The sequence below is a fragment of the Paenibacillus cymbidii genome (assembly GCF_004764705.1).
In the GTDB taxonomy this organism is placed as follows: domain Bacteria; phylum Bacillota; class Bacilli; order Paenibacillales; family NBRC-103111; genus Paenibacillus_AN; species Paenibacillus_AN cymbidii.
Window position 1 is genome coordinate 19,713 of record NZ_SHLX01000031.1, and the last position, 17,712, is coordinate 37,424.

13 protein-coding genes are annotated in these 17,712 nt (G+C 58.9%); 11 read left to right on the top strand and 2 right to left on the bottom strand.

The genetic code is table 11. From position 1 onward, the window contains the following. The first annotated feature begins 4 nt into the window (after nt 1-4). The 7 genes from EXY20_RS30670 (at nt 5) to EXY20_RS30700 (ending at nt 9,356) form a co-directional block, all read left to right on the top strand. On the top strand, nt 5-892 hold the full coding sequence (locus EXY20_RS30670) for a carbohydrate ABC transporter permease (RefSeq protein ID WP_135556237.1): 888 nt from the start codon (nt 5-7) through the stop codon (nt 890-892). 91 nt (nt 893-983) lie between these two features. Beyond that, nucleotides 984-2,534, top strand: coding sequence for an extracellular solute-binding protein (locus EXY20_RS30675; protein ID WP_135556238.1), 1,551 nt, complete (start codon nt 984-986; stop codon nt 2,532-2,534). A 111-nt stretch (nt 2,535-2,645) separates the two neighbouring features. Next, nucleotides 2,646-4,487 carry a cache domain-containing sensor histidine kinase gene (locus EXY20_RS30680; RefSeq protein WP_135556239.1) on the top strand — a complete coding sequence of 614 codons (1,842 nt, stop codon included), beginning with the start codon at nt 2,646-2,648 and terminating at the stop codon, nt 4,485-4,487. Then, nucleotides 4,487-5,575, top strand: coding sequence for a response regulator (locus EXY20_RS30685; protein WP_135556240.1), 1,089 nt, complete (start codon nt 4,487-4,489; stop codon nt 5,573-5,575). Before EXY20_RS30680 ends, EXY20_RS30685 begins: the two co-directional genes overlap by 1 nt. A gap of 52 nt (nt 5,576-5,627) precedes the next feature. Further along, nucleotides 5,628-6,893 carry an alpha-amylase family protein gene (locus EXY20_RS30690; RefSeq protein WP_135556241.1) on the top strand — a complete coding sequence of 422 codons (1,266 nt, stop codon included), beginning with the start codon at nt 5,628-5,630 and terminating at the stop codon, nt 6,891-6,893. A 408-nt stretch (nt 6,894-7,301) separates the two neighbouring features. Beyond that, nucleotides 7,302-8,192 carry an aldose epimerase family protein gene (locus EXY20_RS30695; protein WP_235886278.1) on the top strand — a complete coding sequence of 297 codons (891 nt, stop codon included), beginning with the start codon at nt 7,302-7,304 and terminating at the stop codon, nt 8,190-8,192. A gap of 171 nt (nt 8,193-8,363) precedes the next feature. Beyond that, the gene (locus EXY20_RS30700) at nt 8,364-9,356 is read left to right on the top strand and encodes an MBL fold metallo-hydrolase (protein WP_407944945.1); all 993 of its coding nucleotides are present in this window, start codon (nt 8,364-8,366) and stop codon (nt 9,354-9,356) included. 112 nt (nt 9,357-9,468) lie between these two features. On the opposite strand, the gene EXY20_RS30705 is transcribed toward EXY20_RS30700, so the two are convergent. Continuing rightward, nucleotides 9,469-10,368 (bottom strand): SDR family oxidoreductase, encoded by a 900-nt coding sequence (locus EXY20_RS30705; protein WP_135556244.1) that lies wholly within the window; start codon nt 10,366-10,368, stop codon nt 9,469-9,471. 127 nt (nt 10,369-10,495) lie between these two features. On the opposite strand from EXY20_RS30705, the gene EXY20_RS30710 reads away from it, so the two are divergent. After that, nucleotides 10,496-11,560 carry a hypothetical protein gene (locus tag EXY20_RS30710; protein ID WP_207671357.1) on the top strand — a complete coding sequence of 355 codons (1,065 nt, stop codon included), beginning with the start codon at nt 10,496-10,498 and terminating at the stop codon, nt 11,558-11,560. An 83-nt stretch (nt 11,561-11,643) separates the two neighbouring features. Here EXY20_RS30710 and EXY20_RS30715 read toward each other — a convergent pair whose 3' ends face one another. Continuing rightward, on the bottom strand, nt 11,644-13,905 hold the full coding sequence (locus EXY20_RS30715; RefSeq protein WP_167859647.1) for a helix-turn-helix domain-containing protein: 2,262 nt from the start codon (nt 13,903-13,905) through the stop codon (nt 11,644-11,646). Nucleotides 13,906-14,214: 309 nt separating this feature from the next. On the opposite strand from EXY20_RS30715, the gene EXY20_RS30720 reads away from it, so the two are divergent. The 3 genes from EXY20_RS30720 to EXY20_RS30730 all read left to right on the top strand — a co-directional run bounded on the left by EXY20_RS30720 (nt 14,215) and on the right by EXY20_RS30730 (nt 17,621). After that, nucleotides 14,215-15,147: an ABC transporter permease gene (locus EXY20_RS30720; RefSeq protein ID WP_135556246.1), complete on the top strand. Its 933-nt coding sequence runs from the start codon at nt 14,215-14,217 to the stop codon at nt 15,145-15,147. After that, nucleotides 15,147-16,016 carry a carbohydrate ABC transporter permease gene (locus tag EXY20_RS30725; RefSeq protein ID WP_135556247.1) on the top strand — a complete coding sequence of 290 codons (870 nt, stop codon included), beginning with the start codon at nt 15,147-15,149 and terminating at the stop codon, nt 16,014-16,016. The genes EXY20_RS30720 and EXY20_RS30725 overlap by 1 nt, the downstream gene beginning before the upstream one ends. A gap of 93 nt (nt 16,017-16,109) precedes the next feature. Beyond that, complete coding sequence (locus EXY20_RS30730) at nt 16,110-17,621, top strand: extracellular solute-binding protein (protein WP_135556248.1); 1,512 nt, start codon at nt 16,110-16,112, stop codon at nt 17,619-17,621. Nucleotides 17,622-17,712 lie beyond the last annotated feature (91 nt).

Sequence of the window (17,712 nt, forward strand, 5' to 3'; positions counted from 1 at the left end):
CATCATGCGAATCAGACATTCCCGCGGAGAGCGGACATTCGACATTGTCAACGTCCTTCTGATGCTGCTTGCCTGCGCCGCGATCATTTTGCCCGTGCTGCACGTGGCGGCGGGCTCGCTCAGCTCGACCAACGCGCTCATCCACATGCGGGTGAAGCTGTGGCCGGTGGAATGGAATTTCGACAATTACAAGCTGGTTATCAACAACAGCATTTTCTGGCGATCGTTTCGCAATACGCTGTTTGTGGTCATTGTCGGCACAGCGATCAATATGCTGCTGACGATTCTGACCGCATATCCGCTGTCCAAGCGGGGCTTTCGCGGCCGCAAGCTGTTCCTGCTGTTGATCGTCTTTACGATTATTTTTCAGGCTCCGATCGTGCCCGTGTATATTATTGTCAAATCGTTCTTGCTGATCAACACGCTGTGGGCGCTCATTATTCCGGCGGCGCTTAACGCGTTCAACTTGCTGATCTGCATGACGTTCTTCCGCTCGCTGCCCGAAGAGATGTTCGAGGCGGCCCGCGTAGACGGCATGGACGAGATGCGGATCCTGTGGAAAATCGCCGTACCGCTCTCGCTGCCGATCATGGTGACGCTTATCCTGTTCTACGCCGTTGGCAACTGGAACAATTATTACCTGGCGCTGCTGTATGTGACCAAGCCTGCGCTGAAGACGATGCAGCTCTACTTGTACACGATGATCGCGCAGTTCAGCATGAATGAAACCGACGGCGCCGCGGCGGCGATCGCCGAACGATCGGCCGATATTTCGCCGCAAGGGCTGCAGATGGCGACGGTGCTCGTTGCCACGATCCCGATTCTGCTCGTCTACCCGTTCATTCAGAAGCATTTTGTTAAAGGGGCCCTGATCGGCTCGATCAAGGAGTAGCATCGCGTTTCATTCGTTATGACCGGCTCTCTTCCGGGGGGAGTCGTCCTCATAAAATTATGCCATCATCTTGCTAGGGGGAAAAAAATCCATGACTCCGATGTGGAAACGTTCTGCCGGCCTGCTCGTTGCAAGCGCTCTCGTCGGCATTACCGCCTGTTCTTCGGGATCCGACAAGAATAGCGGCGCATCCACCGCGCCATCGGCTTCGGCATCCGCAGCTCCTACCGCTGTAGCGTCGGCAACGCCGGCGGCGCCCGCCAAGTTCAAGCTCTACATTTCCGATTACAGTGTAGCCGTACCGCCCAAGGACAACGCTTCGCTGAAGTACATGATGCAGAAGACGAATACCGATATCGATATCCAGACGCTGCCGCACGGCCAATATGCCGATCAACTGAAGCTGAAGTTTGCGGCCGGCGATTTTCCGGACGTCTACTCGCAATGGTCGCCGCCGGAGCAGGAACTGGTCGACAGCGGCAAAATTTTGGAGCTGAACGCGCTGATCGACAAGTACGGCCAAAACCTGAAGAAGGTCATCCCGCAAACGGCTTGGGACGCGGTAACGCAAGGCGGCAAAATTCTGGCCATCCCGCAGCCTTCCCTGGCGCAAACGGGTTCGATCCTTTACATCCGCAAGGACTGGCTCGACAAGTTGAACCTGCAAATTCCGAAAACGTCGGACGAATTGCTGAACGTGCTCAAGGCGTTCCGCGACGGCGACCCGAACGGAAACGGCAAGAAGGACGAAATTCCGTTCACGATGCGCGAGAAAATTTCGTGGGGCGACAACATCTTCAGCATGTGGGGCGTGCTTCCTACCCGTACGCGTTACTTCAATAACGAAGTCATTTATGGCGGCGCAACGCCGGATATCAAGAAAGGGCTGGAATACCTGGCCAACCTTTACAAGGAGAAACTGCTCGACCAGGAATTCCTGACGAACTCGCGTTCCGTCTGGGAGCAGAAGATCAAGTCCGGCGTCGTCGGCGTCTGGGCGCACGATCCGTCCTTGTCCGCACAATGGCAAACCGATTTGACCAACTCGCTGCAGGGGGCCAAACCGGACGTCATCACGATTCCGACTCCGAAGGGCGTCGGCTACGACGGACCGGTCGGCACGTCGATTTCGCCGGTGGCGAAAACGTTCATCATTTTCAAAAGCGCCAAAAATCCGGAAGCGATCGTCAAGTGGCTCGACTGGCTAGTGACGGCGGAAGGCCAGGCGTATACGGAATACGGCGTGGAAGGCGATACGTACAAGAAAGACGGTGCGAACATCGTCTACAATGCCGACAAAGACAAGAACGACAAAAACGACTGGCGCAAAAACTGGTTCCAGATGCACGGCTACAACGACGACGTGATGAAGGCGAAGAGCTCGCCGGCGGATTACGCCAAGCTGTCGGCCGCTTATAAAGTCGCCAACGGCGAAGGCATCGTGAACCAGCAAGTCGGCATGGTTACCGCCAAAAACAACGCCAACTATGATACGATGTATTTGGAAGCAGCCTCGAAAGTGATTCTGGGCGCAGCGCCGTCTTCCTCCTACGACACGTTCATCTCGACGTGGCGCAAACAGGGCGGAGACGCTATGATTAAGGAAGAGACGGATTGGTACAACAAGTACCGCAAAAAATAAGCGCACGCGACTGAACGCGCACCCGCGCGGCGAAGAGAGGACACGCCTGACGTGTCCTCTTTTCCCTTGCGGGCATTCCTGTCTCGACTTCGGGGACGAAGGGGCCACGCTATGCTGCACGCCATCAAACGATCGCTCAAGTGGAAATTCATTACAATTACGACGACGATCGTTGTCGGCATTGTCGTGTCCATCGGCTTCTTCAGTTATTACGAAACGTCGCAAACGATTCGCGCCGATGTCGAGCGCTTCAGCCAGCAGGTGCTGCGGCAGGCAAATTTGAATATGAACCGGTACTTGAATGAATATGAGCAAGGATTCCTGCTGATCGGCAACATGGACGAATATAAAGAATGGCTCGGGTATCCGCCTGATGACACGTACGACATCGTCCGCACGTACTATGCCATTCGCCGGCTGCAGATGCAGCCGTTCGTTTCGCGGCACCCGGAAATTTTGTCGATCACGATGCTGTCCGCAAGCGGCGTGGAGACGAATTACACGACGATTTACGGCATCCGCTACGAATATTCGCTGAAGAACGAACCCTGGCTTAGCCGCATTGACAATACCGACAAGGTATTCTTCGATATTGCGACGGCCAATCAATATTTGAACATGGACGGGACGCCGGCCAGTTTTCCGGTGATGACGTTGACGAAGCTTTATACGCCGTACAATTTGCCGAACGGTTACTTGAAGATGGACGTATCGCTTGCGCCGCTGCAGAGCATTTTGCAGGAAATTCATCTCGGGGAACGGCAAATCGGCATGATCAGCGACGCGTCCGGCACGATCCTGGTGCATCCGGATACGAACCGGATTTTGACCAAGCTCGATGCGGATATCGTGGAGAAGATGGGCGGCCGTACGGAGGGATCGTTCTTCCGCAAGGAGACGAAGGAGCTTGTCATCTTCGAAACGATTCCCCGCACCGACTGGCGCATTCTCGAAGTGGTGCCGTATGCGGATGTGGCCGGCAGCATCGGCAAGGTGCGCAATGTAACGGTGCTGATCGCCGCGATCGGGCTCGTCATTGCTATCGCGCTTGTCGTTTACGTCACGACGTCGATTACACGGCGGATTACCCATTTGCGCCGGGTCATCAAGCAGACGCAGCTCGGCCGTTTCGATCAGCTTGTCGAGGTCGGGGGCACCGACGAGGTGACCGATCTGGCGCAGGCATACAACCGGATGCTGGGGCAGCTCGACCAGTCGGTGCATCAGCTGACCGAATCGCGGCTTGTGCAGCAGAAGGCGATTCTGTCGGCGCTGCAGTCGCAAATCCAGTCGCACTTTCTGTACAACACGCTGGAAACGATCAATTCGATGGCCGATCTGGCGGGACACCGCGAAATCGAGCAAATTACGATCTCGCTCTCGCGCATGCTGCGGTATTCATCCAATTATCGCACGGAGCTGGTAACGATCGACCAGGAGCTGCGCCATCTCGACGATTATTTGCGGATTATTTCCATCCGTTACGGCAATGTGGTGACGTACGATTTTGCCATGGAGGCGGGCTGCGGCGAAAGCGATTGTCTGAAAGCGATCATGCAGCCGATCGTCGAAAACTGCATCAAGCACGGCGTAGAAGTGACCGGTGAGCCGCTGCACGTCGAAGTGAGGGTCGCGCTGATCGAGCCGGGCTGGCTCGGCGTGACGATCCGCGACAACGGCGCCGGCTTCGGCGAAGACGAGCTGCGGGAGCTGCAGCGCAAGCTTCGCGAGACGGAGACGCACAAGCAGTACAGCGAGCTGGCGCAAGTCGGCCTGCTGAACGTGCATTACCGGCTGCGCATGTACTATCAGGACGAACATTCGGGCATACAGGTGATGAACGATCCGCAGGGCGGGGCTATCGTGCGCATCGTATTCCCGCCGCGGCTGCACCGCATAACAACCGAGAGCGGCAGCGGCGCCGAAGCTTTGCCGATGAGGAGGACGCCATAATGCACCATGTGTTGATCGTCGACGACGAACCTTGGATTCGCTCCAGTCTGGAGAAGCGGGTAACAAGCGCAAGCGAGCTCGCCGTCGTATCGGAAGCGGCGCCGAACGGGCGCAAGGCGCTCGAATGGCTCGAGCTGCACCATGCGGATATATGCATCACGGACGTGCGCATGCCGGTGATGGACGGCCTCGAATTAATCAGGCTGATCAACGAGCGGTTCCCCTGGATGGTATGCATTGTCGTGTCGAGCTACGACGATTTTCAGTACGCGCGGGAAAGCATTCATCACGGGGCGATCGACTACATCCTGAAGCCGATCGAGCAGGAGGTGCTGAACGCGGCGCTGGGCAAAGCGATTGCGGAGCTGACGCGGCGCCGTTATCACGAAGCGTACCAGCGCGTCGTGCGGCTGTTGCCGCATCACCGGCCGATGATGGAGCGCTGGGTGAAGCAAGTGCAGGCGTACCAGTTGGAAACGATGCCGCTGATGGTGGTCGACACGCTGGAGATGCTGGAGTCGTGGGCGGACGGAGCGTTCTATTTGCTCATCCCGCTGTCGATGGTGTGGCTGAACCTGGTATGCGAGGAGCTGCGCCGCGACAAGTTTGACGCGACGCTCGACGAAGGCACCGACTCGGCGATCGGCGAGAAGACGCTGCCGAAGGAACGCGAGCGCAGCTACTTCCGCTTGTGCGCGGTGCGCCGTCTGGAGGAGGGCGCCTTGCGGCTGTTCGGCGCGGCCAAGGAAGTGATCGATCATCCGGCGCGCAAGGTGGTCGAGGAGATCAAACGGTATGTGGAGCGGCATTATGCGGAGAAGCTGAGCCTGCAGGACATCGCCGACGTCGCGGAGATGAGCCGCAACTACAGCGCGGGGCTGTTCAAGCAGGAAACGGGCATGACGGTGTGGAATTATTTGGTTGCCGTTCGCATGCGCAAGGCGCGCGAGCTGCTGCTTGGCACGTCGATGAAAGTGTACGAAATTGCCGGGGAAGTCGGCTATGAGAACGTCGTGTACTTCTCGCAGCTGTTCAAGGAGCATTTCGGCATGAACCCGGGGGAATACAAGAAGCGGATGGAGGCATAACCGCCGCATCATTTTGATAGAGGAAAAGGAGAGGGCAAGGAGCATGGGAGAAATGTCGAGGCGCTTTACAATCGGAGAGCGCGACGGGAAATGGACCTTGATTGATGCCGAAGGGCAATCGTTTTATTCGCTTGGCGTAAACTGCGTCACCTACCAGATCGGTGAAGACATGGAGATGAAGCTGGCCGCCAAATACGGCGGCGCGGGCTGGTTCGGGCGGTGGGCGGAGGGCAAATACGAGGCGATTCGTTCGCTGGGCTTCAATACGCTGGCGGCCTGGCATATGCCGTATTACCGGACGAAGCCGATGCCGAAGACGGTCGAAGCGCGCATGTCGCGCCACGCGCCGATGGTCAACGGCGGCTGGGCCGGTCCCGGCGGCGCGTACGGATTCCCCGACGTGTTCGATCCGGTGTTCGAGGTGTCGGCGCACCGTGCGGTCGTCGAAATTTTGTACAACCAGCCTGGATCGCTGGCCGGTGATGAAACGCTGATCGGCTGGTATACGGACAACGAGCTGCACTGGTGGGGCAGCGGCGGGCAATGGGGCGACAACGACCCTGGCAAAAGCGCGAACGACACCGGGCTCGTCGACGACTACATCCGGTTGTCTGCGGAGCGGCCGGGCAAAAAGGCGTGGGTGGCGTTTCTGCAAGAGCGCTACGGGACGATTGAGGCGTTGAACGAGCAGTGGGGCGCGGAATATACGGCGTTCGACGACTTGCTCTGGCTGCGCGAACTGCGGGCGAACAAGGCGTTGCTCGCGGCGGACAAGCTGGCGTTCTTGCGGAAGATCGCGGAAATGTACTTCGGGGTCACGTCGAGGGTGCTTCGCCAGTACGACGCGACGCATCTGAACCTCGGCTGCCGCATGGTCGGCACCGGCACGCCGGAGGTTGTGTTCGAAGCGGCCAAGGATGTGGTCGACGTGTTTACGTTCAACTTCTACAGCTTCGACTTGCCGGAAGCGTGGCTGGAGCGGGTGCATCGTTTGACTGGCAAGCCGCAGATGATTACCGAGTTCAGCTTCGCTGCCGGCAAGGAAGCGGGCTTCGATCTCGTCACGAACGGCGCTCAGAAGACGCTGGTGCGCAATCAGACGCGCCGCGGCGAGTGCTACCGCAGCTTCGTGCTGCGCACCGCCGAGCTGCCGTTTATGGTCGGCACGCATTGGTTTGCGCTGTATGACTATACCGCGCGTAACGGCTTGATCGGCAACTACGGGCTGTACGATCGCGAAGACAACCTGTGGGCGGAGTTCGCGGAGGCCGTGCGGCAAACGCACGACGAACTGCGGCGCACGGTGCGCAAGGGGTAGGGCAGAGTAAGCGGGGCGGATTGGGCGGGGCGCAGGAACGGAAAACCGCATTCCGGTTGGGGAAACCAGCCTGGATGCGGTTTTTTTTGAAATAAGCCATGTTTCATTGGCTATTTCGCTCAAATGGGGTGGAAGCAGCAAAATAGCCAGTGAAATCGCTGGTTATTTCGCTGGAAAGGCCGGTTTGGGGGTGTTTGGGACGAAATAGCCAGTGTTTTCACTGGTTATTTCGGGTGTAGCGAGCCAAAAGGGGCGTATAAGCCATTTTTTATGGCCTATTTTGGAAGCGGAGGGAGCGCGGGGAATGGGCACCGGCTGTGGCGGTGATACTGGGGCTGCGTTACATTTGTGAAGCGGTTCGCCATTTGGCTATAATGGACCCATACCGAAATGAGGGGAGAGGGAGCGGTGAGTGAGGAACGGAACGAACGGACGGCATACGAAGTCCGTACCTATACCGACGGGTACTTCATTTATGAACTGTCGGAGCCGTCGACGGCGTCCAAGGTGCTGCTGTGCCCGGAGCGCGGCGGCATCATGCTTGGCTGTCAGTTGCACGGACGGGAGCTGCTGTATCTTGACCGGGACACATTTCTCGATCCGGCGGCGAACATCCGCGGCGGCAACCCGGTGCTGTTCCCAATCTGCGGCCAGTTGCCCGAGCTGACGTATACATGGGAAGGACGCAGCTACCGCATGCCAAACCACGGCATCGCCCGGACGAGCGCGTGGGAGGTTGCGGCTGTCGACAGCGACGGACAAGCGGCGGTGACGCTGGTGCTGCGCAGCTCGCCGGCGACGAAGGAAGCGTATCCGTTCGACTTCGAGCTGCGCTTCACGTATCGCTTGCGGGACGGCGTACTAGCGATCGAACAGGAGTATCGCAACCCGGGCAATACGGCCATGCCGATGGTCGCGGGGTTTCATCCTTATTTTCGCTGCGAGCCGGAGCGCAAGCAGTTCGCGTTCGCCACGGACGCAACGCGTTATTACGACTATAACGACCGCGAGGTCAAGCCGTTCGCCGGCTCCGTCGACCTCGGGCCGCTGCGGGAGGCGGTAGCGCTGCTCGACGCAGGAGCGGCGGCGATTGCGTTTGAACCGGCGGACGGCATGAGGGTCGCGCTGGCGTATTCGCACGCTTTTCGCTACGTATATTTGTGGAGCGTCCCCGGCAAACCGTTCGTTTGCGTTGAGCCCTGGACGGCGCGCAGCAACGAGATGAACCGGCAGCAGGAGCTGCTGCTCGTCGAACCGGGGGAAACGTTGCGGCTTGGGCTGGAATTTTCGATCGGGTAAAATCGGATACGACTAAGCGCCGCCGGCAGGCGGAGCGAACGAGAGGACAATTGCAAGATGTCGTGGATGTGGTGGATAGCCGGTATTCTTGTGCTGCTGGCGATCGGATACGGCGGGTACCGGCTGTTGCCGGTGCTGGGCGGCCGGCTGTCGAAAGGCGAACGCGAAACGATGGAGCGGAAGGAATCGGTCCGTTACGCCGGCCGCAAGTTCGACAACCTGATTCCGACCTCGATGGCCATGGGCCCGGCGACGACGATCGCGGTAATGATCGATTTCATGAAAGGCGGCCCCCGGCGCCAGCCGAAGGAGACGCTCGCCGCCGAGCCGGTCGATATGGCCCGGTTTCTGAGCGACGAGCGGCCGCAAGCGATTTGGTTCGGCCATTCGACGTTCCTGCTGCGCTTCGAAGGGAAGACGCTGCTGGTCGATCCGATGCTGGGGCGCGCCCCTTCGCCGTTCCCGGCGATCGGCGGCAAACGGTTCAGCGGACAGCCGCCGCTTGCGCCGGAGGAACTGCCGCCGCTTGACGCGGTGCTTATCACGCATGACCACTACGACCATCTCGATTACGGCACGGTGCGACAGATCAAGGACAAGGTCGGGCGGTTCTTCGTCCCTTACGGGGTGCGGGCGCACTTGATACGCTGGGGCGTGGCGCCGGACAAGATCGAAGAGATGGGCTGGTGGGACACCGTCAGCTGGAACGGACTGACGCTCGCTTGTACGCCGGCGCGGCATTTCTCCGGCCGGCGCGGCGTGGACCGCAACGCGACGTTGTGGTGCTCGTGGGCGATCCGCGGGCGGGACACGAACGTCTTCTGCTCGGGCGACAGCGGGTATGGGCCGCATTTCAAGGAAATCGGCGAGCGGTTCGGCCCGTTCGACGCGGCGTTAGTGGAGTGCGGCCAGTACGACCCCAGATGGGAAGCGATCCACATGATGCCGGAGATGACGGTGCAGGCGCATCTAGACGTGCGGGCGAAGCTGCTGATTCCGATTCATTGGGGCGCGTTTACGCTGGCGGTGCATGACTGGACCGACCCGGTCGAACGAGCCGCAGCGGCGGCGCGCAAGCTGGGCGTAACGATGGCGACGCCGCGTATCGGACAAGTGCTGGCGTTCGGCGCGCCGGAGGAAGCGGCGCAACCTTGGTGGAGATAAGGCAAGAGGAGAGGGCAGGCGAGGCGCCGGAAACGGTGCTTCGCCTGTTTGATGTTTTGCGACGTCAACGATTCTTTGTCGGACGCGGCACCTATGCGGCATCGCGCTGCGCTCAAGTTTCCGTCATGATGCCGCCGTTCACGTGAAGCACTTGCCCCGTGACGAACGAGGAATCGTCCGATGCCAAATAAATGTACGCCGGAGCCAGCTCGAACGGCTGGCCGGCGCGCCGCATCGGCGTTTCCAGGCCGAACGTCTTGACGTATTCGGCGGAGTAGCTGGACACGATGAGCGGCGTCCAAATCGGCCCCGGCGCCACGGCATTGACGCGAATGCCCTGGCTCGCCAGTTGGAGCGACAGGGAGCGGGTGAACGAAACGACGGCGCCTTTGGTCGATGAATAATCGACCAGCAGCGGCGTGCCCGCATAAGCGGTAACGGAAGCCGTGGAGATGATGGCACTGCCCGGCGCGAGGCAGGGAAGCGCCGCCCGGGTCATGTAGAAATGCGGAAAAATGTTCGTGCGGTACGTATTTTCGAGCTGCTCGTCGGATATATTCAAAATGCTCTCCTGCGGAAACTGGACGCCCTGGTTCAGCACGAGCACATCAATTTTGCCGTAGGCGCCAAGCGTTCGCTGCACCACCTCCGCCGAAAACGCGGACTGCCGCAAATCGCCTTCGATCAGCAGGCAGCGGCGGCCGTATTGCTCGACCATGCGCCGGGTAGCTTCGGCGTCCACGCGCTCGTACAGATAGACGATCGCCACGTCCGCTCCTTCCTTGGCGAAGCCGATCGCCACGGCGCGGCCGATGCCGCTGTCGCCGCCGGTGATGATGGCGATTTTGCCGGCGAGCTTGCCGCTTCCGCGATAATCGGGGTTATCGGAAATCGGCAGCGGGTCCATCACATACTCCAGTCCCGGCTGCACATCCTGATGCTGCGGCGGGAACGTGACGGGAACCTGTTTGCATTTCGTCTGATAGCTGTAATACGGATACATGGGGACCATACCGGCGCCTCCCGGAGAAATTGTTGCAACCGAGAGCAGTATATTCGCCCAGTTCCGATTGGTGCCTGTATAGGCGAGTGCCGGGTCGGAAGACGTTAGCGGCGGACGAGAGGGGAGTCGAACGAGCATGAGCGGCAATCAAACAGCGAGGCCGATGCGAAGGGGCATCCACTACGATATCGGAACTTACACCCGAGGGCAGGCAGCGGCCTCCTCCCGCGAAAGCTTCGATCCTGCCGTCGTCCGGCGGGAAATGGCCGTCATCCGGCAGGAGCTTCATTGCACGGCGGTGCGTATTTCCGGCCAGGATCCGGGGCGGCTTGCCGTTGCGGCCGGGTTTGCGCTCGAACAAGGGCTGGAAGTGTGGCTGTCGCCCTCCTACGTCGACGCGACCGAGGAGATGATGCTGGCCTATTTGACCGACTGCGCGAAGGCGGCGGAATCGATGCGCCAAAAGTCGCCGAACGTCATCTTCGTGGCGGGCTGCGAACTGAGCTTGTTCATGAAAGGTTTCATCGCTGGAGAAACGGCGGCGGAACGGATGCAGACGATGATGAAGCCATGGCGTCTGCTGGCAAGCACGCTGCGGCGAGGCTCGTTTCACAGGCGGCTTAACGCTTTCCTGTCCCGTGCGGCGGATGCGATTCGGGAGCATTTTCGCGGCCGTCTCACGTATGCTTCGGGTACCTGGGAAAATGTCGAATGGCGCCCGTTCGATTATGTCGGCGTCGATTGTTATCGCGATTCCTTCAACAAACGAATGTATCGCGAGAAGCTGCGCTCCTATTTTCGGCATGTCAAGCCGGTGGTCGTGCTCGAATTCGGCTGCTGCACGTATCGCGGCGCCGAGGACAAAGGCGGCTACGGCTGGGCGGTCGTGGACCGCAGCGCGGCGCCGAACCGGCTGAAGGCCGGCATCGAACGCGACGAAAGCGTGCAGGTGCGCTACATGGAAGAGCTGCTGGCGATTTTCGCGGAGGAAGGAGTGGATGGCGCTTTCTGGTTTACGTTCGTGATGCCGCTGTACCCGGGCAACGATGAGCGCAGCGACGACCCGGCGTACGATCTGGATACGGCCAGCTACGGCCTCGTCAAGCCGTACGCCGACCCGAACCGATCCGGGTCGGCTTATCCGGGGCTGCCGTGGGAGCCGAAGGCTTCCTTCCATGCATTGTCGCGGCTTTACGAGTAACCGGCATACGCGCATCCAATCGATTGCCCTAGGTGTGATTCAAGACAGGGCCCATAGGCCATATATTGTTGGCTATTTGGCCGTTACCGCTCCTCCGGCAGCGGCATGGCGTGCTGCGTGCGGAACTGCGCGGGCGTCATGCCGTACGCTTTCTTGAACAGCGTAAAAAAATACGTGCTGCTGCCGATGCCCACCTTCTCGCTGATGACGGCGGCGGAATCGCTTGTCGTGGACAGCAGGCCGACCGCCTTCTCCAGCCGCACGGCGCTGACGTATTCGGCGAATGTCTGGTCCGTCAACTGCTTGAACAGCTTGCCGAGGTAACCGGCCGAATAATGCACCTGGTCGGCGATCCAGTCGAGCGACAGGTTCGGGTCGCTGTAGCGCTCCAACACGAGCCGGCGCACGGACTCGATCGCATCGCGGTTGCGATGCTCCTTCTTCTCCTCGAGCCGCCGGGTGATGACGCCGGCCAGCTCCTTCAGCCGCACGGCGACGTCGTCGAGCGTCTCCGGCTCGGAGAACGAGTAGATGACGCGCATGTAGCCGGCGTAATCGCCGTCGCCTTCGGGCAGCATGCCGTCGAACTTCTTGAGCAGCGAAAAGACGAGCCGGTTGATCGCCACGACGGCTTGTTTGACGCTCATCGTCCGGATCGCCTCCACGAACCGGGAGATTTCCTTGTCCGCGTCCCTGGCGTGGCCGAGCTGAATCGCTTCGGTCAGCGCGCTTTCGATGCGGTGCGGGTACTCCCCGCCGCCACCACTACCAATGCCGCCGCCCGCGGCCGGATACGCTTCCGTCCGGTTGCGGTCGATGATGACGCCATGGCCGAAGAACAGCCGATATTGCAAATAATCGGCGGCGCAGCGGTACGAATCCGGGATGCGCCCCGGTTCCGCCACGACGTCGCCGATGCCGGCCGATACCGACAAGTGGAAATATTGCCGCACGGCGGCGCCGACTTCGCCCAGCGTCAGCACAACGCTCTCCGGCAGCGCCGGAGCGGCTAACTGCAGCAGCAGCACGACATCGCCGCCGTCGATGTCCGGCGCGTAGCTGCTGCCGTGCTTCGCCATCAACTCGCCGGCGATGTTGCGCACGGCGAAGCGCACGAGTTCCTGCTCCTTGTACGGCCGCGCGGCGAAGGCGCGGGCGTCGTCGATGCGCAGCACGATGACGCAGAAATACATGCCGGTCAGCTGCGCCCGCAAATCCTCCAGAATGTCCGCTTCGGCGGCGTGCGGCAGCCGCTCCGCCTTGCCGCTCAGCAGCAAATGGACGTACGTCTCCTTCAGCATCGGCGCCGCGGTGCGCAGCGACTTCTCCAGCGACTGGGCCCGCGTGAACAGGGCGGACAGCGGGTTCGACATGTTGGCGGTCAGCAGCGCCGACAGGACGAGGCCGAGCAGCAGCAGCGCCGCCGATACGAGCAGCGTAATCACCAGCAGCCGGTGAATGCCCGACAGCACCTGCGCATACGGCTTTTTGCTGACATAGATCCAGCCCATGGCGTTTTCCGCCGATTTGACATACGTAACGAGCTGTTTCCGACCGTCGATGTAGGCGGTGAACGAACCTTCTTTGGCATCCGTCTGCAGGACGCGCTGCATGTACGGCTCGCCGGAAATATCGTGGGTAAACAGGCGCTCGTCGGTATGCGACAGGACGACTCCTTTTTCATCGACGACCATAATGTCGCTGTTCAGCTTGCGGTTCATGCCGCTGATCGTCTTGCGGATCAGCTTCTCTTCGTTGATATTGATGACCAGCGCGCTGTTGTTGGGCATCAGGGCCGAAAAGTTGGAGTACAGGATGAACGTCAGCACGTTGTAGCTTTGCGTGTTGTTGATCACCTCCGCGTAGCGCCGCGGGAAAAACTCCCAATACGTGTCGCTCTTGTGGGTGTGGATGCGCCTCAGCACTTCGGCGTCGAGCTCTTTCGTCTGGCCCTTGTAATTCAAATACCGGTCGGTGTTGCCATTGTAAATGCTTACATATTCGATAAAAGAATAAACCGCCTGAATGTAGCGGAACTTCTGCACCACTTCGTTCTCCAGCAGCGGGTCGCGCGTATCCGACAGCATCGCGGTGATAATGTTGTTGTCGTGCATCAGCTCGTTGCCGACCGACAGCACCTGATCCTGGATCATGTCGGAGGTGTAGCTCGTTTGCGCCAGCATGGATTTGGCGGCGTCGTTGATTTCGGCGATCGAACGGTCGGCGAACATCCGGTAAAGCACGGTCGAGATGACCGGAATCGTCACCAGAACGAGAATCAGGTAGGAAAAAAAGATTTTGCGGTACACCGCATACTGCTTCATGTTGTTCCACAGCGCCGGCATGCCCGATTTTCCCCCTCCCTCAGATCTCATTCCGGGGCCCCGCAAAGTAATTGCTTCTACCCGTGCAACGTGTTCCTGCGGATACACAGAATTGTATCGAAACGCCAGCGGCGATTCAATGGAAAGAGTCGGCTGGGCGGCAAAGCGACCGATTTTTGAAGCAATCGCGGCAAATTTAAGTGGCTTCAAGCGCGATTTTTGAACGGATGGCGGCGATTTTCAATTTACGTCGGCGGCGCGCGGCTCTACAATGGGAACCATCCGCAGCTTGCTTGTTTGACGCACAACGACGATAAAGGAGGGGCAACCATGGTCAAGCGAGGACCGGCCGGTTTCCTGCGCGACATCGGCAAAAACCCGTTCAGCTATTTGCTCGTGCTGCCGGCGGCGCTGTACACGCTCGTATTCGGTTATTTTACGCTCCCCTATCTGGTGATGGCCTTTCAGAAGTTCAGCTACGACTCGTCGCTATTCGCCAATCACGATTTTATCGGCTTCAAAAATTTCGCCTTCTTCTTTAAATCCAACAACGTGTGGACCGTAACTTGGAACACGCTGCGGCTTAACTTTTTGTATATCGTGCTCGGGCACGGAATTGCTATCGCTTTTGCCGTCATGATGAATGAGGTTAAGTCCAAGTGGTTCATGAAAACGACGCAGTCGACGTTTCTGTTCCCCCACTTCCTCTCGTGGGTCGTTGTCAGCTATATCGTTTACAACGTCTTTTCCACCCAGTACGGGGTGTTGAACCAATTGCTGCAGTCGCTCGGGCTGGAGCGGCAGAACTGGTACGCCAAACCGGAAGTATGGACGGAGATACTCGTTGGCATGAATATATGGAAAGAGACGGGCATCGCCACGGTCATTTATTTGGCCGCGATTGTCGGCATCGACAGCGAGCTGTACGAAGCGGCCCGCATCGACGGCGCCAGCCGCTGGCAGATGGCCCGCCGGATTACCGTACCGCTGCTGATGCCCACGGCGATCATTCTGGTGCTGCTGGCGGTCGGCAAAATCTTCTACGGCAACTTCGCCATGCTCTATTCGATCATTCGCGACAACGGGCTGCTGCTGCCGACGACCGACGTGATCGACACGTACGTGTTCCGCGCGCTGCGGACCTCCGGCGATCCGGCCCAGGCGATGGCCGTCGGGCTGTACCAGGCGTTCATGGGCTTTATTATCGTATTCGGGATCAACCGGCTCATTCGCAAATATTTTCCGGAAGGGGCGTTGTTCTGATGAGCCGTTACCGGGTCGGTCAACCGTTCATTTATGCGGCCATCTCGCTCTTTTCGCTGCTGTGTGTGCTGCCGATGCTGCTGGTCGTGATGATTTCGTTCTCGAGCGAAGCGAGCATTCGCCAGCACGGGTACCGCTTCATTCCGGGGACGTTTTCGCTGGCCGCTTACCGGCTGCTGTTTAACGATTCCGATATGCTGATCCGCAGCTACGGCATCTCCATCTTCGTGACGGTGGCCGGCACGCTGCTCGCGGTTGCGATTACCGCCATGGCCGCCTTTACGCTGTCCAACCCGGCGGTGAAGTATCGGTACGGGCTGGCGATGTTCTTCTTTTTTACGATGATCTTCAACGGGGGCATCGTGCCGTGGTACATGATTTGCCGCGAGCTGGGGCTGAACGACAACATGCTGGCGCTGCTGGTGCCGAATCTGCTGTTTAACGCGTTCAACCTGTTTCTGGTGCGCAACTTCATGAATGCGCTTCCGGCTGCGCTGATCGAATCGGCCAAAATCGACGGCGCCAACGACATGACGATCGCCTTCCGCATTATTTTTCCGCTGTGCAAGCCGGTGCTGGCGACTGTGGCGCTGTTCTACGGACTCGCCTATTGGAACGACTGGTGGAATGCGATCATGCTGGTCGACAACGAGAAGCTGTATCCGGTGCAGTATTTGCTGTTCAAGCTGCAGTCGGACATTCGCATGCTGACGGAAATGCAGGGGGCGTCGGGATCCGGCGGCATCATGCCGGCCGAGTCGGTGAAGATGGCGACGGCGGTCGTGACGATCGGCCCGGTCGTGCTGATGTATCCGTTTCTGCAGCGCTATTTTGTCAAAGGGTTGATCGTCGGTTCCGTCAAAGGATGACCGAGCTGTTCCGGGCTACCGCGGCATGACCGGGCAGCGTCATCATATAGTCGTCAACTATAGAAGTGGCCTATCGAAAAAGGAGGTTTGACAATGGCAACGGGCAAAATCAACAAGACGTTGGCATGGGGTATGACGTTGGTATTGGCGGGGGGCGTGCTGGCAAGCTGCAGCAACAGCAAATCGGGCAGCGGCTCGTCGCCGGGCCCGAGCGGCTCCAATGCCGGAGCGCCGGTGACGCTCACGTACGTTTCGCCGGGAAGCGCGCCGACAGACGCGGCCAAACGATTCGACGCGATCAACAAGAAGCTGGCGGCCGACGGCCTGAACATCAAGGTCGATTTCCAATTCATCGGCTGGGACGCCTGGGAGCAGAAGACGAATTTGATGCTTTCCTCCAACGAGGCGTTCGACAACCTGACGATCATGGAGGACTTGATCAAAACGTCCGCTTACGCGGGCAGAGGCGCGATCGTGCCGATCGATTCGTATTTGGAGAAATACCCGAATTTGAAAAAGGCGTTCCCCGACTACGTCTGGGACGGCATGAAGATCAACGGCAAAATTTATTCGATCCCGGTCTTCTATCGCGAATGGGCGAACGACTACGAGATGATTACGTACCGCAGCGACTTGCTGAAGAAATACAACCTCCAGCCGCCCAAAACGCAAGCCGAAATGCTCGCCGCGGCGGAAAAAATCAAAGCCGGCGAAAAAGACATGAACCTCAACATCACGCTGAAGCCGAACACGATCATGAACTTTATCCATCGCGAATACGAGGCGTATCCGTTCAGCGTCATCGACGATTTGATCTATGTGGACCAGAAGGGCAATGTCAAGTCGTGGATGGAGACGCCGGAATTCAAGCAGGACAACGCGTTCATGAACGCGCTGTTCAAGAAGAACCTGATTAATCCGGATATTTTGACGCTGCCGCTCGACCAGGTGACGAAGCCGTCGCAGGAAGGGACGTTTATTTTCAACTTCGGGACGCTGTACGATTTCTGGAATCCGATGCATGCGGCCAAGCCGGAGGCGACGATCGATACGCTGCGGCTTGCGCCCGACAAGGCGTGGTTCCGTCCGCTGCTGATGAACAACGCCAACGTCATCCCGAAGACGTCGAAGCATCCGGAGGAAATGATCAAGTTCTACGACTGGCTGTACGGCAAGCAGGAGAACTACGACTTGCTCGCCTACGGCATCAAGGACGACTGGTGGAAGGACGCCGGCGCGGGCAAAATGGAGCAGCTCCATCCGCAAGGCACGGAGGTTGGCTTCTCGGAATGGAAGCTCGGCTACTACAAATTCGTGCGCGTGCCGCAAACCGCGCATCCGAAGTACGCCGAAACGCTGCAGATCAACGACAAGGCGGTCAACTCGGTCACCGTCGGCTTCACGTTCGATACGACGCCGGTTTCGGTCGAATACGCCAACTTGCTTGCCGAAGTGAAAACGAGCATTTACCCGCTGAAAATGGGCGTCGTCGAGTATGACAAGTTTTATGCGACTGCGCTGTCCAAAATGAAAGCTGCCGGCCTCGACAAAGTGGTGGCCGAATACGACAAGCAGTTCAAAGCGTTCCTTGCCGGCAAAAAATAATCGTTCCGCACAAAAAGCCGTCGCCGCGCGCGATGGCTTTCTTGTGCGGGGAATGATGGTAGAATGGAAGTACCGGAATCCCGCGTTTGGA